This window comes from Lysobacter sp. Root983 (assembly GCF_001429345.1).
In the GTDB taxonomy this organism is placed as follows: Bacteria; Pseudomonadota; Gammaproteobacteria; order Xanthomonadales; family Xanthomonadaceae; genus Lysobacter.
The window spans coordinates 633634-660620 of the sequence record NZ_LMJO01000001.1 but is presented as its reverse complement, the minus strand read 5'-3'; the positions used below and the strand labels follow the sequence as shown (position 1 = coordinate 660620).

Genomic DNA, 26987 nt, shown 5'->3' with positions numbered 1-26987 from the left:
TTCGGGGAATTCCATGTACTGCAAGCGCAACCACCTCGCCGCCGCGATAGGCCTGATGCTGTCCGCGGGCCTATGCCAGGCCGTCAACGCTCAAACCGCCGCACCGATCGACCCCACGGACGACAGCACCGCGCAGGAAGCGACCACCATCGATACGGTCACCGTGACCGGCAGCCATATCAAGCGCGCCCAGATTTCCGGCGTCGGCCCGGTCACCGTGATCGACCGCGAAGCGATTCAGCGTTCCGGCGCGATCTCGGTCGACACCTTGCTGCAACGTTTGCCCGCGGCCGCGGGCTTCGCCGGCAATCAGACCAACGCCTATTGGGCCGATAACGGCTACGGCACCACCCAGGTCAATCTGCGCGGCCTCGGCATCAACCGCACCCTGGTGCTGTTGAACGGCCGCCGCATCGTAAACGGCGGCACCGGCGCCAACAGCTCGGTCGATCTCAACGTGATCCCGATCGCCCTGATCGAGCGCGTCGAGGTGCTCAAGGACGGCGCTTCGGCCATCTACGGCGCCGACGCGGTGGCCGGCGTGGTCAACATCATCACCAAGAAGAAGTTCGACGGCGTCGAAGCCTCGGTGCGCTACGGTCAGACCTTCCAGGGCGATGGCGATGAGACCGCGGTCGATCTGACCTGGGGTATGAGCGGCGAGCGCGGCTCGATCATGGCTGCGGTCAATTACACCGAGGGTGGCTCGGTCAACATGGCCGATCGCGCGCCCTGCGGCCTGGGCGAGTCCAACGGCCAACTGGTCTGCGTGGGCAGCTCGACCACCATCGGCGGCCGCGCCGTGCTAGCCGACGGGCGCCGGGTGAACTTCAACCAGGACCCCAACGGCGACGGCGATTTCTACGAGACCTATTCGCCGGCCAAGCACAACTACAACAGCAACCCGTATCTCAACGCGGTCAACCCGATCAAGCGCCTGAGCTTCAGCAGCTTCGGCAATCTGAACCTCAACGACGACCTGCGCCTGTTCACCGAGCTGATGTACACCAACCGGCGTTCCAACCAGCTCGCCACGCCGGGCGCGATCGGCCAGTACCGGCCGATCAACATCGCCGCCAACCATCCGACCAACCCGACCGGACAGAACCTGCTGCTGCAGCGCCGTCGTTTGCAGGAGGCCGGCGTGCGCAAGTTCTATCAGGAGACCGACACCTTCCGCGTGGTGCTGGGCCTGGACGGCAAGCTCGGCGTGGGCTGGGACTGGTCGGCGGCGCTGAACTGGGGGCGCAACACCGGCATCGACGGCTCCAACAACGTCGCCAACTTGGACCGCGTCGATCAGACCTTGAACACCGCCTTGTGCAGCAACGCGCCGGGCGCGGCGATTCCCTGCGCCGATTATCTGGGCTACGGCGACGTCACCCAGCAGGTGCTGGACTACATCATGTTCACCACCCGCGACAGCGGCGGCAACGAGCAGAAAAGCTTCACCGCCAACATCAGCGGCCAGCTGTTCGAGCTGCCGGCCGGCTGGGTCGGCTTGGCGACCGGCGTGGAAGTGCGCAAGGAGCGCGGCTGGCGCGATCCCGATCCGCTGACCGTGCTGGGCATCGCCAACACCAACCAGCAGCAGCGCATCGCCGGCGAGTACACCGCCAAGGAAGTGTTCGCCGAAGTCGCGGTGCCCTTGCTGCAGGGCAGGGCCCTGGCCGAATCGCTGACCCTCAACGCGGCGGTGCGCTATTCCGACTACGACCTGTTCGGCGCTGACACCAACTACAAGGTCGGCCTGGATTGGCAGGTGGTGCCTTCGCTGAAGTTGCGCGCGACCTATGCCACCGCGTTCCGCATCCCCAACGTGCCCGAGCTGTTCGGCGGCGTGTCCGAAGGCAACCTCACCACCACCGATCCCTGCAGCGGCTGGAGCAGCCAGCCGGCGTCGTCGACGATCTACCAGAACTGCCAGGCCTCGGGCGTGCCGGTGGGCTATACCCAATTGGGCAACACCGTGCTGACCACGGTGGGCGGCAACGCGGACCTCAAACCGGAGGACGCCAAGACGCTGACCGTCGGCGCGGTCTGGACGCCGAGCTTCGTGCCCGACCTGACCCTGACCCTGGACTACTACAACATCAAGATCGACCACGCGATCCAGCGCATCGACGGTTCGACCAAGCTTTCGGTCTGCTACAACACGCCGGGTTTGAGCCACCCGTTCTGCAGCAACGCCAATTTCACCCGCAATCCGCTCACCGGCGAGATCGACTTCCTGTCGGCGCAGCCGGTCAACGCGGCCAGCGAGCGAGTGTCGGGCATCGATCTGGGCCTGCTGTACCAGTTCGCGCTGGGCGGCTGGGACGCGACCGTGAATTGGGACCTGTCGTATCTGAAGAACTACGACGTGCGGCCGTTCCTGGGCGCCGACGAGATCCGCTATGCCGGCAAGATCACCGGCGGCCGCGGCAGCTACACGCAGTGGCGTTCGTTCGGCTCGCTGACGCTGGCGCGCGGTCCCTGGTCGGGCTCCTACAGCGTGCAGTACATCGGCTCGGCCGACGACATCAACGCCGAACGCGGCGACATCGGCGATCGCGCGCCCAGCCTGAGTTACCACAACGCCCAGGTGAAGTACGCCTTCAGCGAGTCGCTGGATCTCTCGGTCGGCGTAGACAATCTGTTCGACAAATCGCCGCCGTTCATTCAGAGCTGGACCGACGCCAACACCGACACCATGACCTACGACCTGCTGGGCCGGCGCTGGAACCTCAAAGCCACCTACCGCTGGTGAGACCCGAACGTTCCTGCCGGCCGCGCGCCGGCAGGAACGCGGACTCGCCGACTACATGAACTCCGATAGGTGACGCTATGAAACCTGCATTCTGGGCGCGTCGCGCCCACAAATGGATCGCTCTGGTGGTGGGCGTCCAGGCCCTGCTGTGGATGATCAGCGGCCTCTACATGACCTCGATCTCGATCGACATCATCCATGGCGATCATCTAGCGCATACCCGGGCCCAGCCGCTGTCGGCGGCCAGCGCGTTTTTGAGCCCCGACCAACTGCGCGCGCGCTACCCGCAGCTGAGCGAATTCCGGCTCAAGCGCTTCATGCAGCGCGAGGTCTACGAACTGCGCCAGGGCGAGCGCCTGAGCCTGGTCGATGCGATCAGCGGCGATCCGATCAGCCCCTTGGACGAGGCCACCGCCAGCGCCCTGGCGGTGTCGCTGTATCAGGGTAAGGCGCCGATCGCCTCGGTCGAGCTGTTGCATGAGGCGCCCAGCGAAGTCAAAACCCGACCGGTGCCGATGTGGCGGGTCGCGTTCGCCGACGACAACGAAACCGCGCTGTATCTCTCGCCGCAAACCGGCGAGTTGCTGGCCAAGCGCCACGACCTGTGGCGCTGGTTCGACTTCCTGTGGATGTTCCACATCATGGATTACCAGGAGCGCAGCGACGTCAACAACAACCTGCTGCGGATCGCGTCCGGGCTGGGTCTGGTGTTCGCGCTCAGCGGCGTGTGGCTGCTGCTGTACAGCTTCAGCCGGAGGCGGCCCGCATGACGCCCTGGATGCGCAAGCTGCATAAGTGGGTAGGCCTGATCGTCGCGCTGCAGTTCGTACTGTGGACCGCGAGCGGGCTGGTGATGAGCGTGCTCGATCACGACACCGTCCAAGGCCATCAGCATCGCGCCCACGCCGAGGCGCAGGCGCGCGCCTGGCCCGCGCGCACGCTGGCGCCGACGCAACTGCTGGCCCAGGCCGGCAAGCCGGTGCAAAGCGTCGATGCGGCCTGGTTGCTGGAACGGCCGGTCTATCGCCTCAGCCATAAGTCCGCGGCCTGGCTGGTGGATGCGCGCGACGGTATGCCGCTGAAGATCGATGCCGCGTTGGCCGCGCGACTGGCCGCGGCGGATTACGTGGGCGAGGGGCGTCCCGGCGCGCCGCAGTGGATGCCGCGCGCGACGCTGGAGGTGCGCGGCCATGCCGGGCCGATCTGGCGGGTGGATTTCGGCGATGCCGACGGCACCAGTGTGTACCTGTCGGCGCAGGACGGCCGCATCCTGGAACGGCGCAACGACAGCTGGCGCCTGTTCGATCTGTTCTGGATGCTGCACATCATGGACTACACCGGTCGCCAGGATTTCAACAATCCGCTGGTGATCATGGCCGCGGCCGGCGGTTTGTGGATCGCGTTGTCGGGCGCGTGGCTGCTGGTCGCCAGCTTCCGCCTGGGCGAGTTCGTGCCCGCGCGCTGGCGGCCGCGGCGCGCGCTGACGGTGTTCGATCAAGCCGGCGACAAGCTGCGCTCGCTGGAATCGCACCGTGGCGACACGGTCTATCTGGCGATGGGCCGCAGCGGCCTGCAACTGCCCTCGAACTGCGGCGGCGGCCAAAGCTGCGGTCTGTGCGAGGTGCGCGTGCGCGGCACCGCGCCGCCGCCCAGCAGCGCCGACCGCGCCCACCTGGCCGAAAGCAAATTGCGCCTGGGGCATCGCCTGGCCTGCAACCTGGCCCTGGATGGCGATTTGCAGATCGAAGTGGCGGGCGGGGCGGCGCTGTGGACGCAGCGCAAGGCCACGGTCGAGTCGGTGCACGCGGTCACGCCGTTCCTGCGCGAGATCGTGCTGCGGCCGCAGTCGCCACAGGGGGCGGAATTCCAGCCCGGCGCCTACCTGCAGCTGCACGTGCCCGATTACACGCTGCGACGCGACGACATCGACTATCCCGAGCACCACCGCGAGGACTGGGCCGCGCTGGATCTGCCGGCCAGCCTGCACAACAAGGAGCCGGTGCGCCGTTCGTACTCGCTGGCCTTGCCGGTGGAGCAGGCCGATGGGTGCCTGACCCTGCTGGCGCGATTCAGCCCCGGCGGCCAGCACAAGAAGCGCACCTTGTTCGGCAAGGGCTCGACCTATCTGTATTCGCTCAAGCCCGGCGACGACGTCGACTTCAGCGGCGCCTTCGGCGACTTCGCGTTGCGGCCCGGGGAGCGCGAGAAGATCTTCATCGGCGGCGGCGCGGGCATGGCGCCGCTGCGGGCGATGATTCGCGCACGATTGGATCGGGGCGGGCCCGAGCGCATCCACTACTGGTACGGCGCGCGGCGTTTGCGCGAAGCGCCGTACGTGCAGGAGATGGCCGAGCTCGCGCGGCGCCACGCCAATTTCAGCTGGCACCTGGTGCTGTCGGAAGAGGCCGAGCAGGGCGACGGCCTGGTGCGCGGCCTGGTCCACGAGGCCACCCATGCGCATCTGCTGAGCGCGCATCCGGACCTGGCCGCGTGCGAGTTCTACCTGTGCGGACCGCCCGCGATGCTGGCTGCGACGCGGCAGCTGTTGCGCAAGTTGGGTGTGGCGGAGGAACGCATCGCGTTCGACGATTTCAAGATCTGAGCGTCGCGACGCGGCGGCGTCGCCTCTCCCGCGCAGGGCGGGAGAGGCGGGCCGTCGGTGCTGGTCGCGATCAGGGGCCGAAGTAGGTCGAGATGTTGGACCACACGCCGCTGAGCTGGGAGTAGCCGTCCGGATCGTTGGGCGCCGAGCAGAACGAGGTGCCGCCGTACAGGCCGCCGCGCAGCTGGTAGTCGCCGGAGGCGGCGACGGTGAACAGCGCCGAGCCCGAGGAGCCGCCTTCGGTGACGCCGGTGTTCCAGGCCACGCGGGTCAGCGGCGACTTGCCGTCCAGCGTGTACGACAGGCTGGTCACCGAACCCAGCGAGTACTTCTTCAGATCGCCGGCCGGGTGGTGGATGCCTTCGATCGCGGTGCCGTTGACGGTGATGGCGCTGCTGTTCCAGGCGGCGTAGTAGGCGCCGGTGGGCGGCGCGGTCTTCAGCTCGAGCAGCGACGTGTCGCGGGTGGTGTTGGCGTGACGCAGGTAGGCGCCGCCGGTCAGCGTCACCGCACCCGGGTTGGCGGTGTCGTTATTGCAGGCGGTGGCATCGAAGAACCAATAGGTCTGCAGCGTGTCGGCGACCCTCTGGGTGCTGATGCAGTGGGCCGCGGTCCAGAACAGCTGGCGCTTGGGCGAGTTGTTGTTGTTGAGCAGGGTGCCGGTGCACAGGTAGGACTTGCCTTTGGCGGTGTAGACCATGCGCGCCACCGACTTGCTGGCCGCCAGGAAGCCCGGAGTCGGGTTGACGCGGCAGACGATGTCTTTTTCGCAGGCGCCGCTGGCGCCGACGCCGCTGGCCTTGGACAGATCGCGCGTGTTCGACGCCGGGTCCACGTCCAGGTGCGACAACTGCGGCACGTTCAGGTCGAAGCCGTCCGGGCGCTGGCCCGGCGCGAGCACGATTTCGACGGTCAGCGTGTCGCCGGCCACGGTCGGCGACCAGCCGGCTTCGTCGCCGCTGTAGTTGCGGCCGTTGTCGGTGAAGACGCGGCCGTCGCTGCCGGCGAAGCGCAGGGTCACCGCGGCGGGATCGCCGCCGTTCTTGCGCGTGGGGCGCAGCAGCAGGCCAGCGCGCAGGGCGACGGCTTGGGTCGAGGTCAGGGTGAAGCGGGCGCCGTGGGAACCGTCGGGCAGGGCTTCCCAGTCCAGGCTGGTCAGATCGACGCGGCTGCGGCCGACGTTGCGGGCGTAGCCGATTTCCATCGGCTGGCCGTGCTTGTACTGATCGGCGCGGCGGGTACGCAAGGCCTTCAGGCTGGCCGCATCGGGCAGGCCCAGGTCGACTGCGCGCTGCGATCGGACCTTCAGGCCGGTGGCGAAATCGGCGCCGCCCAAGGCGCTGGCCATGGGCTTGGCGGTGACCGGCGCGGCGCTCATTTCCGCCGCCGAGGCCGTGGCGGTCGTGGCGGAAATAGCGGCCAACAGCGCGTAGCGAAGCATGCCTTTACGTGTCATTGCGTCTGGCTCCCAGTGTGCTGATGAAGTAGTCCGTTGTGCCCTCGCATCGGCGGGGCTGCTGGGATCATGGCGGAGCGCCGGCGGGCGGCAGCGCGCTTAGAGTCTGGGTAAATACTCATTAAATGAGACGTAAGTCACATTTTTAGAAAGGGCCTCCCTGCGCCCGGGGATCCGGCCTCGCCGGGTCGGACGCGCGTCCGGCCCGCGACCGGGCGGCAGGCCTTAAGGTAGGCGAGGGGCTGACAAGAGTGCCGTGCCTGGAGGGATTGAGTGGCGACTCAACCCCGTTCAGCGTGCGCGTGCGTTGGCTACCAGCAGGCGTGATCGACGACCAATCCAGGAGAGACCACCGGTGCGTTCCTATGTCTTGCATGTGTGCCTGCTATTGGGGCTAAGCGGAGCGGTCGCCGCCCAGGTCATCGGTCCGCCGGACCGGGGGTCGGTCACCGCGCCGCCGCTGATGCGCGCGCCCGGCGCCGAGCGGCCGATCGTGCTGGAGACCGCCACGGTCGAGGTCGAGCTCAACGGCGGGCTGGCCCAGACCACGGTCGAGCTGACGTTCCGCAACCCCAACGCGCGGCCGCTGGAAGGCGAACTGCAGTTTCCGCTGCACGAAGGCCAGCAGATCAGCGCGTTCGCGCTGGATATCGACGGCCGCATGCGCGCGGCCGTGCCGGTGCCCAAGGCGCAGGGGCAAGCGGTGTTCGAGTCGATCGAACGGCGCGGGGTCGATCCGGCCCTGCTGGAGAAGACCGAGGGCAATCACTTCCGCCTGCGCGTGTATCCGATCCCGGCCCAGGGCACCCGCCGGGTGCGCCTGAGCTATGTCGAGGCCTTGCGCCCGGACCGCGACGGCCGGCGTTTGCGGCTGCCGCTGGATTACGCGCGCGGCGCCGATGCGGTGGACCTGCGCGTGATCGCGCGCGGCGCCTCGGCGCCGCGGGTCGACAGCGGTTTCGGCCGGGTCGATTTCAAGCGCGACGGCCAGGGCGGTTACCGCGCCCGGATCGAACGCGCGCAGCTGGTCGGCGGCGGCTTGGGCCTGCGTTTCGCCCGCGCCGAATCGGCGCAGGTCTACACCCAGAGCGTCGACGGCCAGCACTACTTTCTCGCCGAGGTGCCGGTGGCCGCGAGCGTCGCCCAGCGCGCGTTGCCCCAGCGCGTGGGCCTGGTGTGGGACAGCTCGGCCTCGGGCCGCAAGCGCGATCTGGCCGGCGAGTTGGCGCTGCTGGATCGCTACTTCGCCGCCCTCGGCGACGCCCAGGTGCGCCTGATCCGCCTGCGCGACCGCGCCGAGGACGCGGGCGATTTCCGCGTCCAGGGCGGCGACTGGCGCGCGCTGCGCGACGCGCTCAAGGCCACGGTCTACGACGGCGCCACCGACCCCGGCGGCTGGACGCCGCAGGCCGAGGTCGAGGAATACCTGCTGGTCAGCGACGGCCTGTTCAATTACGGCCAGCGCCGCTTCCCCGAACTGGGCCGCGGCCAGCGTCTGTACGCGATCAATTCCGCCGGCAACGCCGCCGACAGCGCGCGCCTGAGCGCGCTGGCCGAGGGCCACGGCGGCCGTCTGATCGCCTGGCAGACACCGGGCGCGATCGAGAGCGGCGCGCGCGAACTGTTGGCGGCCGACGCGCGCCTTGCCGACCTGGAGGCGCTGGGCGCGACCGACTTGGTCGCCGAATCCGCCTATCCCCAGGATGGCGTGCTGCGCGTGGCCGGGCGCCTGACCGCGCCGAGCGCGACACTGACATTGGGTTTCGCCGGCCAGTCGCCGCAGCAGTTGACCATCGGCGCCGACGCGCCGGACAGCGCTTATGCGGCGCGCCTGTGGGCGGGTTACCGGGTGCGTGCGCTGGGCGCCGAACCGGAGCTCAATCGCGCCGCCATCGCGCGCCTGAGCCAGCAGTTCGGCCTGGTCACGCCCGAGAGTTCGCTGCTGGTGCTGGAAGCGGTCGCCGACTATCTGCAGTACGACATCCTGCCGCCGGTCGAGCTGCGCGCCGAGTTCGATCGCTTGAAGTCCGCACAGCGCGGGCAGCGCGACGAGGCGCGGCGCTCGCATCTGGACGCTATCGCCGCGCAGTTCGAAGACACAGTGCAGTGGTGGCAGAAGACCTGGCCCAAGGGCCGGCCGCCGCAGCCCAAGCCGACGATCGCCGCGCCCACGACGGAAAGCGACAGCTACGCCTACGCGCCGCCGATGCCGATGGCCGCACCCGCGCCCAGCGCGGTGCGCGAAGTGGCGGCGGCGGATGCGGCGTCGCAGAGCCTGGAGCGGATCGAAGTCACCGGCGCGCGCATCAGCGCCGAGGATCTGGAGCCCGAGGCCGCGCCCAAGGGCGAGGCCGGCGACGGCGGCGAAGGCCGCGGCGCGACCATCGCCCTGCAGGCCTGGAAGCCCGATTCGCCGTACGCCGCGCGCCTGCGCAAGGCCGGGCCGGAGCAGGCCTACGCGATCTACCTGGACGAGCGCGACGGCTATGCCGCCAGCACCGCGTTCTACCTGGACGTGGCCGACGTGCTGCTGGAGAAAAAGCAGCGCGCACTGGCGCTGCGGGTGCTGTCCAACCTGGCCGAACTGGACCTGGAGAACCGCCACATCCTGCGCGTGCTCGGCTATCGCCTGCTGCAGGCCGACGAGCCGACGCTGGCGGTGCCGCTGTTCGAGCGCGTGGTGCGGCTGGCCGAAGAGGAGCCGCAAAGCTTCCGCGACCTCGGCCTGGCCCATGCGGCCGCGCGCGACTATCAGCCGGCCATCGACAGTCTCTACCAGGTGGTGAGCCGAACCTGGGACAGCCGTTTCGACGGCGTGGCCTTGATCGCGCTCAACGAACTCAACGCGATCGTGGCGACCTCGGGCCGGCCGCTGGATACCTCGGCGATGGATAAGCGCCTGCTGCGCAATCTGCCGCTGGACCTGCGTGCGGTGCTGAGCTGGGACAGCGACAACTCCGACATGGACCTGTGGGTGACCGACCCCAACGGCGAGCGTTGCTACTACCAGCACACCTTGACCTACCAGGGCGGGCGCATCTCCAAGGACTTCACCGGCGGCTACGGCCCCGAGGAATTCATGCTGCGCGACGCCAAACCCGGCAAGTACAAGGTCGAAGCCAACTTCTATGGCGACCGCCAGCAACTGGTCACCGGCGCCACCACGCTGCAGCTGTGGCTGAGCACCGGCTTCGGCACCGCCCGCCAGCAGGATCAGCGCGTGACCCTGCGCCTGAAGCAGCAGTCGGAAACGGTGTTGGTCGGCGAGTTCGAGGTGAAGTGAGCGCCACGCCCGGCGCCGCCCAGGGCGGCGTCGGGACGGTCCTGGGCCGCTCCCGGCCCTGCGCACCGCGGCCGCAGCCGGCCACGCCGCCGAGCCTGCTAGAATCGCCGGTTCATCCGCATCAAAACCACCGGACATGATCGAACTCAATCCCGTCCGCCAGCGCATCGCCGACCTCACCGGACGGCTGGATTCGCTCAGGGGGTATCTTTGACTACGACAGCAAGGTCGAACGTCTAGAAGAAGTAAACCGCGAACTCGAAAACCCCGACATCTGGAACGACGCCGAGCGCGCCCAGGGCCTGGGCCGCGAGCGCGCCTCGCTGGAAAAGGTCGTCGACGGCATCCGCAACCTCACCGACGGCCTGGTCGGCGCCGGCGAACTGCTGGAACTGGCCGAGATGGAGGACGACGAGTCCACCGCGCAGGCTGTGGTGGCGGACGTCGAGGGCTACGCCAAGGAAGTCGAGAAGCTCGAGTTCCGGCGCATGTTCTCCGGCAAGATGGACGCGTGCAACGCCTTCGTCGACATTCAGGCCGGCGCTGGCGGCACCGAAGCCCAGGACTGGGCCGAAATCCTGCTGCGCATGTACCTGCGCTGGTGCGAGTCGCGCGGCTGGAAGACCGAGCTGATGGAAGCCAGCGGCGGCGACGTCGCCGGCATCAAGTCGGCCACGCTGCGGGTCGAGGGCGATTTCGCCTACGGCTGGCTCAAGACCGAAACCGGCGTGCACCGGCTGGTGCGCAAGTCGCCGTTCGACTCCGACAACCGCCGCCACACCAGCTTCACCTCGGTGTTCGTGTCGCCGGAAGTCGACGACAACATCGACATCGAGATCAACCCGGCCGACCTGCGCACCGACGTCTACCGCTCCTCGGGTGCCGGCGGCCAGCACGTCAACAAGACCGAGTCGGCGGTGCGCATCACCCACATCCCCAGCGGGATCGTGGTGGCCTGTCAGACCGGCCGCAGCCAGCACCAGAACCGCGACAACGCGATGAAGATGCTCGCCGCCAAGCTGTACGAGCTGGAAATCCAGAAGCGCAACGCCGAACGCGACGCGGTCGAGGCGACCAAGTCCGACATCGGCTGGGGCAGCCAGATCCGCAACTACGTGCTCGACCAGAGCCGGATCAAGGACCTGCGCACCGGCATCGAGCGCAGCGACACCCAGAAGGTGCTCGACGGCGACCTCGACGAATTCGTCGAGGCCAGCCTGAAATCGGGCCTGGAAGTCGGTTCCAAACGCAGCGACGCGGTCTGAACCCCGCTGGCGACGGGCGCGACCACGGTCGTCGCCCGCCGCCTGGGGACCGCGTTGCCGCCCCTCTAGGGTTGGGCGGCCGTCGCGGCGACCTTGGCCTGATCGCGCTGCGCCAGGTGCTGACCGAACTCGTGGCCGGCGCGGGCGAGGGCGCAGACCACCGCCACCATCGCCAGGCCGATCAGAAATTTCTTGAACATGCTGCATCCACCTCGTGGGCGCGCCGCCGGATAGGGCGCACGACCGAATCTAGACCCGGCCGACGGCGCGCGTATGTGCGCAAGGTCACCCGGTCTTTCGGGAACCGGCTACCGCCCAGTGGCGAGCAAACCGCCGCCGCTGCCAGTACTCTGCGCTCCTGAGCACCGCCTTACCGACCCCGTCCCACCGCAACCCTCAAACGCGAAGACCATGACCGACCAGACGCCCGAGACCACGCCGCACGACGAGAACCACCTGATCGCCGAGCGTCGCGCCAAACTCACGGCGCTGCGCGGGCAGGGCATCGCCTTCCCGAACGACTTCCGCCGCGGCGACTACGTTGGCGACCTGCAGGCGCAGTACGCCGACGCCGAGCAGTGGGGCGCCGAGGCGCTGGAAGGCCAGCACCACCGCGTCGCCGTGGCCGGCCGCGTGCTGCTCAAGCGCGACATGGGCAAGGCTGGTTTCTGCCAGATCCAGGACGAGTCCGGGCGCCTGCAGCTGTGGCTGAAGAAGGACGTGCTGGGCGAGGCCTACGAGGTGTTCAAGGACCTCGACCTGGGCGACATCGTCTCGGCCGAGGGCGAGCTCACCCGCACCCGCACCGGCGAACTGTCGCTGAAGGCCGAGAGCCTGCGCCTGCTGACCAAGGCGCTGCGTCCGCTGCCGGACAAGTTCCACGGCATGGCCGACGTCGAGCAGCGCTACCGCCAGCGCTACGTCGACCTGATCGTCTCGCCCGACGCGCGCGACGTGTTCGTCAAGCGCTCGCTGATCATCCGCGCGATCCGCGCCTGGCTGGACGCGCGTCGTTTCCTGGAAGTGGAAACGCCGATGATGCATTACATCCCCGGCGGCGCCGCGGCCAAGCCCTTCACCACCCACCACAACGCCCTCGATCTGGAGCTGTACCTGCGCGTGGCGCCGGAGCTCTACCTCAAGCGCCTGGTGGTCGGCGGCCTGGAACGCGTCTACGAGATCAACCGCAATTTCCGCAACGAGGGCGTGTCGACCAGGCACAACCCCGAATTCACCATGCTCGAGCTGTACGAGGCCTACGCCACCTACACCGAGATCATGGACCTGACCGAGGCGGTGATCCGCCACTGCGCGCAGCAGGTGGACGCGGTGGTGTCCGAATGGGACGGCAACACCATCGACCTGGGGCCGGCGTTCCGGCGCTGGTCGATGATCGACGCGGTGCTGGAGCACAACCCCGAGATCAAGCGCGAGGAGCTGCGCGACCTGGCCGTCATGCGCGCCCACTGCGCGCGCCTGAAGCTGCCGATCAAGGCTTCCTACGGCTGGGGCAAGCTGCTGCTGGAGATCTTCGAGGCCACCGTCGAGCACACCCTGATCCAGCCGACCTTCATCACCGACCACCCGGTCGAGGTCAGCCCCCTGGCGCGCGCCAACGACCTCGACCCGGAACTCACCGACCGCTTCGAATTGTTCATCGGCGGCAAGGAGCTGGCCAACGGCTTTTCCGAGCTCAACGACCCCGAGGACCAGGCCGCTCGCTTCCGCGCCCAGGTCGACCAGAAGGCCGGCGGCGACGACGAGGCCATGCATTACGACGCCGACTACATCCGCGCGCTGGAGGTCGGCCTGCCGCCCACCGGCGGCCTGGGCGTGGGCATCGACCGCCTGGTGATGCTGCTGACCGGTTCGTCGTCGATCCGCGACGTCCTGCTGTTCCCCTACATGCGGCCCGAAGCCGGCTGATCGTCAAGCTGGGCGGGGCGCGGGGGGACGAAGCGGGGCGACGATCGTGAACCCCGCCGCACCGACTCGGCGCAAACTCGGAAGGCCGCCGCGGCGGCCTTCCTGCGTTATCGATGTACGCCGGCAAGCAAAATGAACGGGGCGGCTGCCAACAGCCGCTGGGCGGGGTATCCTCGCCTTGTCGGCCACCACAGGGGGTGGCCCCTCACGGATGCCGGTGTGAACGTCGTTATCGTCGATGACCAAACGTCCGCGCGCACGATGCTGCGCCACATCATCGAGGACATTGCGTCCGAGCTGGCCGTGCACGACTTCGGCGAACCGGAAGCCGCGCTGGCCTGGTGCGAGTCGAGCCAGCCGGATCTGTTGTTGCTGGACTACCGCATGCCCGGCATCGACGGCCTGGAATTCGCGCGCCGCTTCCGCCGCCTGCCGCTGCATCGCGACATCCCGATCATCCTGGTCACCGTGGTCACCGTGGTCGGCGACGAACCCGTGCGCCAGGCCGCGCTGGAGGCCGGGGTGATCGACTTCCTGGTCAAGCCGGTGCGTCCGCGCGAACTGCGCGCGCGTTGCCGCAACCTGCTGCAGCTGCGCCAGCAGTCCGAGAACGTGAAGCAACGCGCGCTGTCGCTGGAGCAGCGCCTGCTGTCGAGCATGCACGAGGTCGAGGAACGCGAACGCGAAACGCTGTCGCGGCTGGCGCGCGCGATCGAGTACCGCGACGCCGGCACCAGCGCCTATCTGGAGCGCATGGCCCACATCGCCGGGCTGATCGCCGAGGCGCTGGGCATGTTCGAAGACGAAGTGCGGGTGATCGAGATGGCCGCGCCGCTGCACGACGTGGGCAAGATCGCGATCCCCGACGCGGTGCTGATGAAGCCGGGCCCGTTGACCGAGGAGGAGACGGCGGTGATGCGCCGCCATCCCAAGATCGGCTACGAACTGCTCAGCGGCAGCCAGAACCGCTTCATCCAGGCCGGCGCGATGATCGCGCTGCGCCACCACGAACGTTACGACGGCAGCGGCTATCCGGACGGTCTGGTCGGCGAGGAGATTCCGCTGGAAGCGCGGATCGTCGCGGTCGCCGACGTGTTCGACGCCCTGATCTCGCCGCGCCCCTACAAGAAGGCCTGGGACGTGGACGCGGCCCTGGGCTATCTGTATGCGCAGCGCGGTCGCCTGTTCGACCCGCGCTGCGTGGACGCCCTGATCCGCAGCCGCGCCCGCCTCGAAGAGATTTGCAGCCGATATTCGACGAGTGTCCCCCGTCCCGGCATGGAGTAGCCGATGGCTTCCGCCCTGCGCTTGTTGAAGGAGCGCCTTTCGAATCGCCCGGACAGCGAGCACGGGCAGGCGTTGGTGCGATTGGTGATCGCCTGCCTGATCGTGGCCTACCTGCTGGGCCTGCAGGCCTTCGAGCACGACAGTCAGGCCACCATGGTCATGCTGTGGGTCATGCTGGGCGAGTCGGTGATCGGCCTGGCCCTGCTGGCCGGGATCGTGGCCTCGCCGGGCGTGTCGCATACCCGGCGCTGGATCGGCATGATCGCCGACTATTCGACCCTGGCGATGCTGATGTCGCTGGACGCGCCCTCGCTGGCGCCGCTGTACGTGATCGTGCTGTGGGTGACGATCGGCAACGGTCTGCGTTACGGCACCACCTATCTGTACACCGCCGCGGGCCTGGCGGCGGTGTCGTTCATGGCGGTGATCCTGGGTAATCCCTATTGGCGCGTGCAGCCTTATCTGGCCGCGGGCCTGTGGCTGGGCCTGGTCGCGATCCCCGCCTACCTGTCCTCGCTGCTGCGCAGCCTGCAGAAGGCCACCGAGGACGCGCGCCGCGCCAACGAGGCCAAGAGCCGTTTCCTGGCCAATATGAGCCACGAGCTGCGCACGCCCTTGAACGGCATCATCGGCATGGCCGAACTCATGCACGGCACCCGTCTGGCGCCGGAGCAGCGCGAGTACGCCGAGGTCATCCACACCTCGGCGCAGTCGCTGCTGTTGCTGGTCAACGACGTGCTCGACATCTCGGCGATCGAGGCCGGCAAGCTGCAGCGCCGCGACGTCGACTTCAACCTGCAGGAAGTGCTCAAGCGTCTGCAGAAGATGCTGCAGCCGCTGGCCTCGGCCAAGGGCCTGACCTTCAAGGTCGACATCGAGGACGACGTGCCGGTGCGCCTCAACGGCGACAGCGCGCTGCTGACCCAGGTGCTGTTGAACCTGATGCACAACGCGGTCAAGTTCACCGAGAAGGGCGGGGTGTCGCTGGTCGCGCGCCTGGCCGGCGACCGCGCCGAGAGCGGCGATTCCGAACGCCGCGTATGGCTGCGTTTCTCGGTCCGCGACACCGGCATCGGCGTGCCCACGCAGGACGCCGAGCGCATCTTCCAGGCCTTCGAGCAGGTCGACACCGGCCCGACCCGGCGTTTCGGCGGCACCGGTTTGGGCACCACTATCGCGCGCACGCTGACCCAGCTGCTGGGCGGCGAAATCGGGCTGGAAGAGAACCCCGGCGGCGGCAGCCATTTCTGGATCGAGCTGCCGATGCTGCTGGAGGAGACCCAGCCGACCCAGCAGCACGACACCGTCAGCAGCGACGGCGGCAAGGTGATCTCGTTCGAGGATCCCTTCATCCGCCACAAGACCCGGGTGCGCAATCTGCGCGTGCTGATCGCCGACGATCAGCAGGCCAACCGCACCGTGCTTACGCGCATCCTCGAGCGCGCCGGCCACCGCGTGACCGCGGTCAACGACGGCGAGCAGGCCTTGGACCAGCTCGAGGTCGCGCAGTTCGAACTGGCCGTGCTGGACATGCACATGCCCGGCCTCAGCGGCCTGGACGTGATCCGCCAGCTGCGTTTCATGCAGGCCGGCACCGGCCGCAACACGCCCACCATCATCCTCAGCGCCGACGCCACCCTGCAGGCCTCGGAAGCGGCCAACGAGGCCGGCGCGATGGCCTTTTTGACCAAGCCCATCGTGGTTGGGCGCCTGCTCGAGACCATCGCCGACGTGGTCGATTCGCAGAAGCTGCCGGCGGTGCGCGCGATCAGCGACGTCAGCCGTCCGCTGACCAATCCGGCGGTGCTGGCGGAACTGGCGGAAATGGGCCTGGGCGAGCAGTTCCTGCGCGATTTCGTCGAGCAGTGCCTGAAGGACGCCGGCGGCTGCCAGCAGGAGCTGGCCAAGGTCGGTGCGGCGCGCAACTGGGAGGAGTTTCGCGAGGTCGCGCACGCCTACAAGGGCGTGGCCGAGAACCTGGGCGCGCACTCGATCGCCGAGCGCTGCTCGCAGATCATGCGCGCGAGCGACGAGGTCCTGGCGCGCGAGCAATCCAAGCTGGTTTCGGACCTGGCCTCGCAGCTAACGGCGGTGACCGACGCCAGCCGTCATGAGGTCGCCCGCCTCAGCCGCAACGGGCGCGGCAAGGACGTCCCCGACGTCTCCTAGGCCCTTCGTCCTGCCACGCAAGACGCGTGGCAGGCTCCCCCTGCGAAGTCCTCATGCGAATGCAAGCGCCGGAGCGTTCGATTCCGCGCGGCGCTGCTGAGCGCGCACCAGGCGTTCCATGGTCTTCAGCCCGCGGTCGTTCAGGCGCATCGCCGCATCGACCCATTCGGTGGTGACCGACAGCAGTTCGTCCAGGGTGACCGGATTGCAGGCCTGGCGGACCGTGTTCATCGCGCGCAGCGCGTTGCCGATGCGCTGGTTGCGCTTGACCATGTCGGCCGCCGCGCGCAGGCCTTCGCCGCGCGGCACGACCAGGTCGACCACGCCCATGCGCTGCAGTTCCTCGACCGGGTACACGCGCGCGTCCAGCATCATGCGCTCGGCCTGGACCGGGGTGACGCGGCGGGTGAGGAAGGTGTAGGCGCCCATGCCCGGGAACAGGTCGAACAGCACTTCCGGGAAGCCCATGCCGGTGCCTTCCTCGGCGATGATGGTGTGGCAGCACAGCGCGGCCTCGAAGCCGCCGCCGAGCGCGTCGCCCTGGATCACGGCGATGCTGTGCACGCGGTCTTCGTAGAGCTGATAGAGGTTGAACGCGACCTCGATGCAGAGCTTGGCGTACTCGAGCAGGCGGCCGCGGTTGCCGTTGCGGATCAGCTGCGAGAACAGGGCCAGATCGCCGCCGAGGTTGAAGGCCTGGGCGTCGTCGGAGGCGAGCACGAGATGATGGATGCCGGCGCGCGCATCGTCGGACGCGGCAAGCTCGCGACGGATGCATTCCTGGGTGCGCTTCATATCCCACAGCAGGCGCTCGGAGAAGCAGGGGTGGTAGACCTGGGAGGGATTGGCGTGCATGTAGCACCAATCGGCGGTGCCGGCGGCATCGGTGACGCGGCGGAACAGCGAGGAATCTTCGAGGTGCAAACGTGCGGGGACAGCAGACATGGCGAGGCTCCTAGTCGTAGTAGGGAATGGCGGGCGTTAGCCCGGCAAATTCATGCTACACCTGCCGTTCAGACTCGAAGCTCCAGAAATTGGCCGACCCCGCATCCGGAACGGGCGTGTGGCCGATTCAGCATGCCTCAGCGGGCGTGACCCGCTTGGCAAACCGATGCCCGGCACGGGCGATTCTAAGCGCCCAAAACGAAGCGCCCGCAAGGCTCGGGGCCTTGCGGGCGCGTTTAAGCGGCTTATCGGACGGACGGTGCCGTTAGCTGCCGGATCGGCGGCGTTCAGGCCGCCGGTGCGTCTCGCAGCTCGCGGCGCAGGATCTTGCCGACGTTGGTCTTGGGCAGCTCGGTACGGAACTCGACGTACTTGGGATGCTTGTAGCCGGTGAGATTTTCGCGCGCGTGCGCCTTGACCTGCTCGGCGGTCAGCGACGGGTCCTTCTTGACGATCACGACCTTGACCGCCTCGCCGGACTTCTCGTCGGGCACGCCGACTGCGGCCACTTCCAGCACGCCGGGCATCATCGCGATCACGTCCTCGACCTCGTTCGGATACACGTTGAAGCCCGACACCAGGATCATGTCCTTCTTGCGGTCGACGATATAGAAATAGCCCTGTTCGTCCATGCGCGCCATGTCGCCGGTGTGCAGCCAGCCTTCGTTGTCGATGACGTTGGCGGTTTCCTCCGGACGCTTCCAATAGCCCTTCATGACCTGCGGGCCCTTGATGCACAGCTCGCCGACTTCGCCCATCGGCAGCATGTTGCCGTTCTCGTCCTTGACGCAGGCGTCGGTGGAGGAGATCGGAAGGCCGATGGCGCCGTTGTAGTCGGCCAGGTTCATCGGGTTGATGCAGGCCGCGGGCGAGGTTTCGGTGAGGCCGTAGGCTTCCAGCAGGGTCACGCCGGTGACCTGCTTCCAACGCTCGGCCACGGCGCGCTGCACCGCCATGCCGCCACCCAGGGTCAGGTGCAGACGCGAGAAATCGACCTCGTCGAAGCCGGGCGTGTTGAGCAGGCCGTTGAACAAGGTATTGACGCCGGTGATGGCGGTGAACGGCGTTTTCTTCAGCTCTTTGACGAACCCAGGCATGTCGCGCGGGTTGGTGATCATGTGGTTGAGGCCGCCGAACTTCATGAAGACCAGACCGTTCGCCGTCAAAGCGAAGATGTGGTACAGCGGCAGCGCGGTGATGATGATTTCTTCGCCCAGCTTGACGTTGGTGCCGACCCAGGCCGCGGCCTGCTGCATGTTGGCGACCAGGTTGCGGTGGGTGAGCATCGCACCCTTGGCCACGCCGGTGGTGCCGCCGGTGTATTGCAGGAAGGCGATGTCGTCGGGCGTGATCTCGATGTCGGGCAGCTTGTGCATCTGGCCCAGGGTCAGCGCGTCGCGGAAGCGGGTGGCGCCCGGGATGTTGTAGTCCGGGACCATCTTCTTCACATGCTTGAGCATGAAGTTGACGATTGCGCCCTTGGGGAAGCCGAGCATGTCGCCCAGGCCGGTGGTGATGACCTTGATCGAGCTGCCGGCCACCACGTTCTGCACGGTGTCGCCGAAGTTGTCGAGCACGAAGATGACGCTGGCGCCGGAGTCGTCGAGCTGGTGCTTGAGCTCGCGCGGCGTGTACATCGGGTTGGTGTTGACCACGGTCAGGCCGGCGCGCAGCACGCCGAAGGTCGCGATCGGGTACTGCAGGCAGTTGGGCATCATGATCGCGACGCGATCGCCCTTCTTGAGCTTGAGCTCGCCCAGCAGGTAAGCCGCGAACTGGGCGCTGAGGCGGTCGATCTCGGCGTAGGTCAGGACCTTGCCGAGGTTGGAGAAGGCCGGGCGGTCGCGATACTTCTCAATCGCGGTTTCCAGCACCGAAACGATGGACGGGAACTCGTCCACGTCGATTTGCGGCGGCACTTCCGCCGGGTACTGGGCAAGCCACGGACGTTCAAAACTCATCGCGATCCCCTCTCTATCGCCGCTGTTTCCGTTCGCTGGCGGCGCAAGCGAATGCGCTGCCGTACGGTCCTCACTGGATTGGAGCATAGGCTCTATTGGCTGGCAAGGAGAGCCAGTGCGGGAGCGCGAAACACCGCCGCGACGTGTCACGATGGCGACCGAAAAAACGAACGGACGGTCAGGTCTATGAGCCCCCCAACGACGAGTTTCGGGATGCCGCGTTGGCGTCGCATCGCCCTCGGCCTGTGCGCATTGGCGCTGCTGGCCTTGCTGGTCGCCTGCGCGCGCACGCCGCCCGAGCAGCGTCTGCGCGAAACCCTGGGCGAGTTGCAGACGGCTTTGGAGCAGCGCGATCTGGAGGCCCTGCACGCCAGCCTGGCCGATGATTTCGTCGGCCCGGACGGCATGGACCGCAACGGCGCCCGCGCATTGGCGATGCTCAGCTTCCGGCGTTACCGCGACGTGGGCGTGGCGCTGGGACCGGCGCAGATCGAGATCCAGGGCGACCGCGCCACGGTGCGCTTCAGCGCGGCGCTCACGGGCGGCGCGGGGCAGGTGCTGCCGGAGGCCGCGCAGGTCTACGAGGTGCAGACCGGCTGGCGCGAAAGCGACGGCGAATGGCGGATGAGCAGCGCGGAGTGGAAGCCGAAGTTGTAGGGCTGGGAGAGGAGGGCGGATGACCGCTTTCCCCTACTAGGGCCCTACCGCTTTCCCTTCTCCCGCTTGCGGGAGAAGGTGCCCGAAGGGCGGATGAGGGCAACGGATGAGGTTGGAGTTTCGCGCCTGCGACGGCCCTCACCCCAACCCGCACCCCGGCCCGACCGCACAGCGGCCGGGCGTTCGGTGCAGCGCGAGCCATGGCTCGCAAACGCCGCCCCTCACCCCGCAGGCGGGAGAGGGGCTAATGCGCGCGGATGTACGAGGTTCGTTTCCCTTCTCCCGCTAGCGGGAGAAGGTGCCCGAAGGGCGGATGAGGGCAGCGGATGAGGTTGGAGTTTCGCGCCTGCGGCGGCCCTCACCCCAACCCCTCTCCCGCAGGCGGGAGAGGGGCTACGAGCCGAGCAGGGCTTAAGACCGCTTACGCCGCCTTGCGCGCCGCCAACTGCCGCAGCACGTAATGCAGGATGCCGCCGTGCCTGAAGTACTCGACTTCCTTAGGCGTCAGCAGCAGCACCTTGACCTCGAACTGGACGCGGCGGCCGTCGGCTTTGGTCGCGGTCAGGGTGGCGGTCTTGGCGGCGCCGTCCTGCAGGCCGGTCACGTCGATCACTTCCGAACCGTCCAGGCCATGGGTCTGGGCGTTCTCGCCGTCCTTGAACTGCAGCGGCAGCACGCCCATGCCGACCAGATTGGAGCGGTGGATGCGCTCGAAGCTCTCGGCGATCACCGCTTTGACGCCCAGCAGGTTGGTGCCCTTGGCGGCCCAGTCGCGCGAGGAACCGGTGCCGTATTCCTTGCCCGCGAACACCACCAGCGGCACGCCGTCGGCCTTGTACTTCATGGCCGCGTCGTAGATCGCCAGCTTCTCGCCGGCGCCGCCGTCCTTGCCGAAATAAAGGGTGTTGCCGCCTTCCTCGCCGCCGAACATCAGGTTCTTGATGCGTATGTTGGCGAAGGTGCCGCGCACCATCACGTCGTCGTTGCCGCGGCGCGAGCCGTAGCTGTTGAAGTCGACCGGCTGCACGCCGCGTTCCTGCAGGAAGCGGCCGGCGGGCGAATCCTTCTTGATGTTGCCGGCCGGCGAGATGTGGTCGGTGGTGATCGAGTCGCCGAACAGGCCCATCACGCGCGCGCCGGCCACGTCGGCGATATGGCCGACCTGCATGGTCATGCCGTCGAAGTAGGGCGGGTTCTTGATGTAGGTGGAGGCCTCATCCCACTGGAAGGACTCGCCGTCGGGCGAAGCGATCTGGTTCCAGCGCGAGTCGCCCTTGAACACGTCGGCGTAGTTCTGCGCGAACAGCTCCGGGCCGACGGTGGCGGCGATGGTGTCGCCGATTTCCTTGTTGCTGGGCCAGATGTCGCGCAGGTAGACGTCCTGGCCGTCGCTGCCCTTGCCGATCGGTTCCTGGGTAAGGTCGATATTGACCGTGCCCGCGATCGCGTAGGCCACCACCAGCGGCGGCGAGGCCAGGTAGTTGGCCTTTACTTCCGGATGCACGCGGCCTTCGAAGTTGCGGTTGCCCGACAGCACCGAGGCCACCACCAGCTCGTTCTCGGCGATGCCCTTGGAGACTTCGTCCGGCAGCGGGCCGGAGTTGCCGATGCAGGTGGTGCAGCCGTAGCCGACCACGTAGAAGCCCAGCTTCTCCAGATCGTCGAGCACACCGGCCTTCTTCAGGTAATCGGTAACCACCAGCGAGCCCGGCCCCAGCGAGGTCTTGACCCAGGGCTTGGATTTCAGGCCCAGGCGCGCGGCGTTGCGCGCGAGCAGGCCGGCGCCCAGCATCACCGCCGGGTTGGAGGTGTTGGTGCAGGAGGTGATCGCGGCGATCACCACCGAGCCGTCGCAGAGCTCGGCGTCCTGGTCCTTGATGCGGATCCTGGATACCGGCTTGGCGGCCAGGTGCTCGGCCTGCGGCTGCGCGCCGCCCTCGGCCTTGAGCTCGTCGATCGCGCAACCGACCTTGGGCTTGCGGTTGGCGACCAGCGGGCCGAGGTTGTCCTGGAAGTTGCTGTGCACGTTTTCCAGCAACACGCGGTCCTGCGGGCGCTTGGGGCCGGCCAGCGAGGGTTTGACGTCGCCCAGGTCCAGCTCCAGCGTGGCCGAATAGGTGGCGTGGGCCTGGCCAGGCTCGTGCCACAGGCCCTGGGCCTTGGCGTAGGCCTCGACCAGGGCGATCTGTTCCTCCGAGCGGCCGGACAGGCGCAGGTAGGTCAGGGCCTCGGCGTCGATCGGGAAGATGCCGCAGGTCGCGCCGTACTCGGGCGCCATGTTGGCGATGGTGGCGCGGTCGGCCAGCGGCAGGTGCTGCAGGCCGTCGCCGTAGAACTCGACGAACTTGCCGACCACCCCGTGCTTGCGCAGCATCTGGGTCACGGTCAGCACCAGGTCGGTGGCGGTGGCGCCCTCGGGCAGCTTGCCGGTCAGCTTGAAGCCGACCACCTGCGGAATCAGCATCGACGAAGGCTGGCCCAGCATCGCCGCCTCGGCCTCGATGCCGCCCACGCCCCAGCCCAGCACGCCGATGCCGTTGATCATGGTGGTGTGGCTGTCGGTGCCGAACACCGTGTCCGGGAAGGCCTGCAGCTCGCCGTTGACTTCGCGGCCCATGACCACGCGGGCCAGGTTCTCCAGGTTGACCTGGTGGACGATGCCGGTATTGGGCGGCACCACCTTGAAGTTCTCGAAGGATTTCTGGCCCCAGCGCAGGAAGCTGTAGCGCTCCTGGTTGCGCTGGAACTCGATCTTGCCGTTGAGGTCCAGGGCCTCGGGACTGCCGTAGACGTCGACCTGGACCGAGTGGTCGATGACCAGCTCGGACGGGATCAGCGGGTTGATCTGCGAGGGCTTGCCGCCCAGGCGGCCGACCGCGTCGCGCATCGCGGCCAGATCGACCACGCAGGGCACGCCGGTGAAGTCCTGCAGGACCACGCGCGCGGGCATGAAGGCGATCTCGGTGTCCGGCTCGCGGGTCGCGTCCCATTGCGCGACCGCCTCGATGTGCTCCGGGCCCACGGTCATGCCGCCGTCCTCGTGGCGCAGCAGGTTCTCCAGCAGGATCTTCATGGAGTAGGGCAGGCGGGCGATGTCGTAGCGCTCGCCCAGGGCCGGCAGGCTGAAATAGGTGTAGTCGCGGCCGTTGACGGAAAGCTGGCGGCGGGTCGAATAGGAGTCGGGCATGGGGGTGATGCTCCTGATGTGCGGCTGGCGTGCCCGCGTGTGCAGGCAAGGTGGCGTGCGTTCGTCGCGATTATCACCTTATCGGATTCAGGTAGCGTGCAGACAATGGTCGCAAGCGCGCCACAGCGTTCCGTAAAAACCACGCAAAGCCTTGCCGGATATGGCTGTCAGGCCCCGGGCGCGTTGCCGCGAAACGCCTTTCCAGGCAAAATACGCGGTCGAGGGGCCGCCCGCTTCAGACCCGCTCCGAAAGGGCAAGCTCCGAACCCCGCCAGCCCGCGACGCATCCCATTCCGGTGGCCGATGCGGCGCCGGCGCGGTGCACACCAGCTCCATCTACGGGACTCTCCATGCTCTCCAGCTACCGCCAACACGTTGCCGAGCGCGCCGCGCTGGGCATTCCGCCGCTGCCGCTGACCGCTCAGCAGACCGCCGAGGTCATCGAACTGCTGAAGAACCCGCCGGCGGGCGAGGGCGAGTTCCTGCTCGACCTGATCACCCACCGCGTCCCGGCCGGCGTCGACGACGCCGCCAAGGTCAAGGCCTCCTATCTGGCCGCGGTCGCGTTCGGCACCGAAACCAACCCGCTGATCAGCCGCGAGCGCGCCACCGAGCTGCTGGGCACCATGCTGGGCGGCTACAACATCCATCCGCTGATCGAGCTGCTCGACGACGCCCAGGTCGGCGGCGTGGCCGCGAACGCGCTCAAGCACACCCTGCTGATGTTCGACGCCTTCCACGACGTCCAGGAAAAGGCCGAGCAGGGCAACGCCAACGCCCGCGCCGTGCTGCAGAGCTGGGCCGACGCCGAATGGTTCACCAGCAAGCCGGAAGTGCCGGAAAGCCTGACCATCACCGTGTTCAAGGTGACCGGCGAGACCAACACCGACGACCTGTCGCCGGCGCCCGACGCCACCACGCGCCCGGACATCCCGCTGCACGCGCTGGCGATGCTGAAGAACAAGCGCGACGGTATCGAGCCCGAGGAAGACGGCAAGCGCGGCCCGATCGCCTTCATCGAGTCGCTCAAGGATCAGGGCCACCTGGTCGCCTACGTCGGCGACGTGGTCGGCACCGGCTCCAGCCGCAAGTCGGCGACCAACTCGGTGCTGTGGTTCACCGGCGAGGACATCCCCTACATCCCGAACAAGCGCTTCGGCGGCGTGTGCCTGGGTTCGAAGATCGCGCCGATCTTCTACAACACCATGGAAGACGCCGGCGCGCTGCCGATCGAACTCGACGTGTCGCAGATGAACATGGGCGACGTGGTCGAGCTGCGTCCCTACGACGGCAAGGCGATCAAGGACGGCGTGGTGATCGCCGAGTTCGCGCTCAAGTCCGACGTGCTGCTGGACGAAGTCCGCGCCGGCGGCCGCATCCCGCTGATCGTCGGCCGCGGCCTCACCGCCAAGGCGCGCGAGGCCCTGGGCCTGCCCACCTCGACCCTGTTCCGCCTGCCGCAGAACCCGGCCGACACCGGCAAGGGCTATTCGCTGGCGCAGAAGATGGTCGGCCGCGCCTGCGGCCTGCCGGAAGTCGACGGCGTCCAGCCGGGCATCCGTCCGGGCACCTACTGCGAACCCAAGATGACCTCGGTGGGCTCGCAGGACACCACCGGCCCGATGACCCGCGACGAGCTCAAGGACCTGGCCTGCCTGGGCTTCTCGGCCGACCTGGTGATGCAGTCGTTCTGCCACACCGCCGCGTACCCGAAGCCGGTCGACGTCAAGACCCACCACGACCTGCCGGCCTTCATCAGCAACCGCGGCGGCATCGCCCTGCGCCCGGGCGACGGCGTGATCCACTCCTGGCTCAACCGCATGCTGATGCCCGACACCGTCGGCACCGGCGGCGACTCCCACACCCGGTTCCCGGTCGGCATCTCGTTCCCGGCCGGCTCCGGCCTGGTCGCGTTCGCCGCGGCCACCGGCGTGATGCCGCTGGACATGCCCGAGTCGGTGCTGGTGCGCTTCAAGGGCGAGATGCAGCCCGGCGTGACCCTACGCGACCTGGTCAACGCGATCCCGCTGGCCGCGATCCAGCAGGGCCTGCTGACCGTGGCCAAGCAGGGCAAGAAGAACATCTTCTCCGGCCGCATCCTCGAGATCGAAGGCCTGCCGCAGCTCAAGGTCGAACAGGCCTTCGAACTGTCCGACGCCTCGGCCGAGCGCTCCGCCGCCGGCTGCACGGTGAAGCTGGATGCCGAACCGATCATCGAGTACCTGACCAGCAACATCACTCTGCTGAAGTGGATGATCGCCGAAGGCTACGCCGACCCGCGCTCGCTGCAGCGCCGGATCAAGGCGATGGAAGGCTGGCTGGCCAACCCGCAGCTGCTGCAAGGCGACGCCGACGCCGAGTACGCCGCGGTGATCGACATCGACCTCAACCAGATCGTCGAACCCATCGTGGCCTGCCCGAACGATCCGGACGACGTGAAGACCCTGTCCGACGTCGCCGGCGCGGCCATCGACGAGGTCTTCATCGGCTCGTGCATGACCAACATCGGCCACTTCCGCGCGGCCGCCAAGCTGCTGGAAGGCAAGCGCGACATCCCGACCCGCCTGTGGGTCGCGCCGCCGACCAAGATGGACGCGTCCGAGCTGACCAAGGAAGGCCACTACGGCACCTTCGGCACCGCCGGCGCGCGCATGGAAATGCCCGGCTGCTCGCTGTGCATGGGCAACCAGGCCCAGGCTCGCGAGGGCGCGACCGTGTTCTCGACCAGCACGCGCAACTTCCCCAACCGCCTGGGCCGCAACACCAACGTCTACCTGGGCTCGGCCGAACTGGCCGCCATCTGCTCGCGTCTGGGCCGCATCCCGACCCGCGAGGAGTACATGGCGGACGTCGGCGTGCTCAAGGCCAGCGGCGACCAGATCTACCGCTACATGAACTTCGATCAGATCGAGGATTACAAGACGGTGGCGAATACTGTCGCGGCTTGATCGGATCGCAAGTTTCGGGCGCTAGGCGCTCGCGAAAAACCCGGCTTCGGCCGGGTTTTTTGTGTCTGTTTAGACGTAATTATGTGGAGCGACTATGGAAATTATCAGCCCGCGCTGAACAAATCGGGCTTTGGCGGAATGATTCAGATTGCTTACGGTCGCGACATCTTCTAGCGTCGCAAGTTGCTGCATGCCAACACTAAAGCCGATGCCGCTTCGCGGTGCGGCCGAATTCAGGCGCTAGGCCGAGCAGCAGGGGCAACGGCGACTTGGAGGAATCATGCGGCGCGGATTACTGATTGTCGCAGCGTTTTGGCTCGCTATCGCGGCTTTACTGGCGCTGCAGTTCTGGCCACTTGTTCCGAACTCCCTACTTGGTTGGATCTTGTTCGTTGTTATTGGGCCGCCGCTCTATGTAATTGTTTCAATACTTGCTGAGTGGCTCCCCGGCTGGTTGTTCCCGCCCAAGCCGGGCGCCGTCATCTTGCGTCGTCCGTTTTCCATCAAGCGTGTGCTGATGGCTCTAGGCGTAGGCTTGGTAGTCCTTGCGCT

The 26987-nt window shown here is 67.6% G+C and carries 15 protein-coding genes; 10 read left to right on the top strand and 5 right to left on the bottom strand.

Annotated features, from left to right (window positions below; genetic code table 11):
* The first annotated feature begins 13 nt into the window (after window positions 1-13).
* The 3 genes from ASE43_RS02890 (at window position 14) to ASE43_RS02880 (ending at window position 5351) form a co-directional block, all read left to right on the top strand.
* Window positions 14-2749, top strand: coding sequence for a TonB-dependent receptor (locus ASE43_RS02890; RefSeq protein ID WP_057159412.1), 2736 nt, complete (start codon window positions 14-16; stop codon window positions 2747-2749).
* Window positions 2750-2826: 77 nt separating this feature from the next.
* Window positions 2827-3519 carry a PepSY domain-containing protein gene (locus ASE43_RS02885; protein ID WP_056174913.1) on the top strand — a complete coding sequence of 231 codons (693 nt, stop codon included), beginning with the start codon at window positions 2827-2829 and terminating at the stop codon, window positions 3517-3519.
* Window positions 3516-5351, top strand: coding sequence for a 2Fe-2S iron-sulfur cluster-binding protein (locus ASE43_RS02880; RefSeq protein WP_057159411.1), 1836 nt, complete (start codon window positions 3516-3518; stop codon window positions 5349-5351). Before ASE43_RS02885 ends, ASE43_RS02880 begins: the two co-directional genes overlap by 4 nt.
* A 70-nt stretch (window positions 5352-5421) precedes the next feature.
* On the opposite strand, the gene ASE43_RS02875 is transcribed toward ASE43_RS02880, so the two are convergent.
* A complete protein-coding gene (locus ASE43_RS02875; RefSeq protein ID WP_057159410.1) occupies window positions 5422-6807 on the bottom strand; it encodes a trypsin-like peptidase domain-containing protein in 1386 nt (461 codons plus the stop codon).
* A 355-nt stretch (window positions 6808-7162) separates the two neighbouring features.
* On the opposite strand from ASE43_RS02875, the gene ASE43_RS02870 reads away from it, so the two are divergent.
* On the top strand, window positions 7163-10090 hold the full coding sequence (locus ASE43_RS02870) for a VIT domain-containing protein (protein ID WP_235568633.1): 2928 nt from the start codon (window positions 7163-7165) through the stop codon (window positions 10088-10090).
* A 136-nt stretch (window positions 10091-10226) separates the two neighbouring features.
* A protein-coding gene (prfB, locus tag ASE43_RS02865; RefSeq protein WP_157489291.1) for a peptide chain release factor 2 occupies window positions 10227-11355 on the top strand; the annotation gives its coding sequence in 2 pieces (ribosomal slippage) (window positions 10227-10301 and window positions 10303-11355; 1128 coding nt in all).
* Between the two features lie 65 nt (window positions 11356-11420).
* Here the strand turns inward: prfB and ASE43_RS22795 are convergent.
* Window positions 11421-11555: a hypothetical protein gene (locus tag ASE43_RS22795; protein ID WP_255356342.1), complete on the bottom strand. Its 135-nt coding sequence runs from the start codon at window positions 11553-11555 to the stop codon at window positions 11421-11423.
* A gap of 211 nt (window positions 11556-11766) precedes the next feature.
* On the opposite strand from ASE43_RS22795, the gene lysS reads away from it, so the two are divergent.
* The 3 genes from lysS (at window position 11767) to ASE43_RS02850 (ending at window position 16737) form a co-directional block, all read left to right on the top strand.
* Window positions 11767-13281 (top strand): lysine--tRNA ligase, encoded by a 1515-nt coding sequence (lysS, locus tag ASE43_RS02860; protein WP_057159408.1) that lies wholly within the window; start codon window positions 11767-11769, stop codon window positions 13279-13281.
* A 219-nt stretch (window positions 13282-13500) separates the two neighbouring features.
* Window positions 13501-14568: a two-component system response regulator gene (locus tag ASE43_RS02855; protein WP_057159407.1), complete on the top strand. Its 1068-nt coding sequence runs from the start codon at window positions 13501-13503 to the stop codon at window positions 14566-14568.
* 3 nt (window positions 14569-14571) lie between these two features.
* Window positions 14572-16737, top strand: a complete 2166-nt coding sequence (locus ASE43_RS02850) for a response regulator (protein ID WP_057159406.1) — start codon at window positions 14572-14574, stop codon at window positions 16735-16737.
* 51 nt (window positions 16738-16788) lie between these two features.
* On the opposite strand, the gene ASE43_RS02845 is transcribed toward ASE43_RS02850, so the two are convergent.
* Together ASE43_RS02845 and ASE43_RS02840 are read right to left on the bottom strand one after the other, a co-directional pair.
* Window positions 16789-17682, bottom strand: coding sequence for a crotonase/enoyl-CoA hydratase family protein (locus ASE43_RS02845; RefSeq protein WP_082576287.1), 894 nt, complete (start codon window positions 17680-17682; stop codon window positions 16789-16791).
* Window positions 17683-17969: 287 nt separating this feature from the next.
* Window positions 17970-19643 (bottom strand): long-chain fatty acid--CoA ligase, encoded by a 1674-nt coding sequence (locus ASE43_RS02840; RefSeq protein WP_056174901.1) that lies wholly within the window; start codon window positions 19641-19643, stop codon window positions 17970-17972.
* Window positions 19644-19856: 213 nt separating this feature from the next.
* On the opposite strand from ASE43_RS02840, the gene ASE43_RS02835 reads away from it, so the two are divergent.
* On the top strand, window positions 19857-20300 hold the full coding sequence (locus ASE43_RS02835) for a nuclear transport factor 2 family protein (RefSeq protein ID WP_057159405.1): 444 nt from the start codon (window positions 19857-19859) through the stop codon (window positions 20298-20300).
* A gap of 421 nt (window positions 20301-20721) precedes the next feature.
* Here the strand turns inward: ASE43_RS02835 and acnA are convergent, their stop codons facing one another.
* On the bottom strand, window positions 20722-23487 hold the full coding sequence (acnA, locus tag ASE43_RS02830) for an aconitate hydratase AcnA (RefSeq protein ID WP_057159404.1): 2766 nt from the start codon (window positions 23485-23487) through the stop codon (window positions 20722-20724).
* A gap of 350 nt (window positions 23488-23837) precedes the next feature.
* On the opposite strand from acnA, the gene acnB reads away from it, so the two are divergent.
* Window positions 23838-26435 carry a bifunctional aconitate hydratase 2/2-methylisocitrate dehydratase gene (gene acnB / locus ASE43_RS02825; RefSeq protein ID WP_057159403.1) on the top strand — a complete coding sequence of 866 codons (2598 nt, stop codon included), beginning with the start codon at window positions 23838-23840 and terminating at the stop codon, window positions 26433-26435.
* Window positions 26436-26987: the final 552 nt, after the last annotated feature.

Coding starts and splice junctions, on each gene's coding strand:
- ASE43_RS02890 (WP_057159412.1), top strand. CDS start 14: ATGTACTGCAAGCGCAACCACCTCGCCGCCGCGATAGGCCTGATGCTG.
- ASE43_RS02885 (WP_056174913.1), top strand. CDS start 2,827: ATGAAACCTGCATTCTGGGCGCGTCGCGCCCACAAATGGATCGCTCTG.
- ASE43_RS02880 (WP_057159411.1), top strand. CDS start 3,516: ATGACGCCCTGGATGCGCAAGCTGCATAAGTGGGTAGGCCTGATCGTC.
- ASE43_RS02875 (WP_057159410.1), bottom strand. CDS start 6,807: ATGACACGTAAAGGCATGCTTCGCTACGCGCTGTTGGCCGCTATTTCC.
- ASE43_RS22795 (WP_255356342.1), bottom strand. CDS start 11,555: ATGTTCAAGAAATTTCTGATCGGCCTGGCGATGGTGGCGGTGGTCTGC.
- lysS (WP_057159408.1), top strand. CDS start 11,767: ATGACCGACCAGACGCCCGAGACCACGCCGCACGACGAGAACCACCTG.
- ASE43_RS02850 (WP_057159406.1), top strand. CDS start 14,572: ATGGCTTCCGCCCTGCGCTTGTTGAAGGAGCGCCTTTCGAATCGCCCG.
- ASE43_RS02845 (WP_082576287.1), bottom strand. CDS start 17,682: ATGTCTGCTGTCCCCGCACGTTTGCACCTCGAAGATTCCTCGCTGTTC.
- ASE43_RS02840 (WP_056174901.1), bottom strand. CDS start 19,643: ATGAGTTTTGAACGTCCGTGGCTTGCCCAGTACCCGGCGGAAGTGCCG.
- ASE43_RS02835 (WP_057159405.1), top strand. CDS start 19,857: ATGCCGCGTTGGCGTCGCATCGCCCTCGGCCTGTGCGCATTGGCGCTG.
- acnA (WP_057159404.1), bottom strand. CDS start 23,487: ATGCCCGACTCCTATTCGACCCGCCGCCAGCTTTCCGTCAACGGCCGC.
- acnB (WP_057159403.1), top strand. CDS start 23,838: ATGCTCTCCAGCTACCGCCAACACGTTGCCGAGCGCGCCGCGCTGGGC.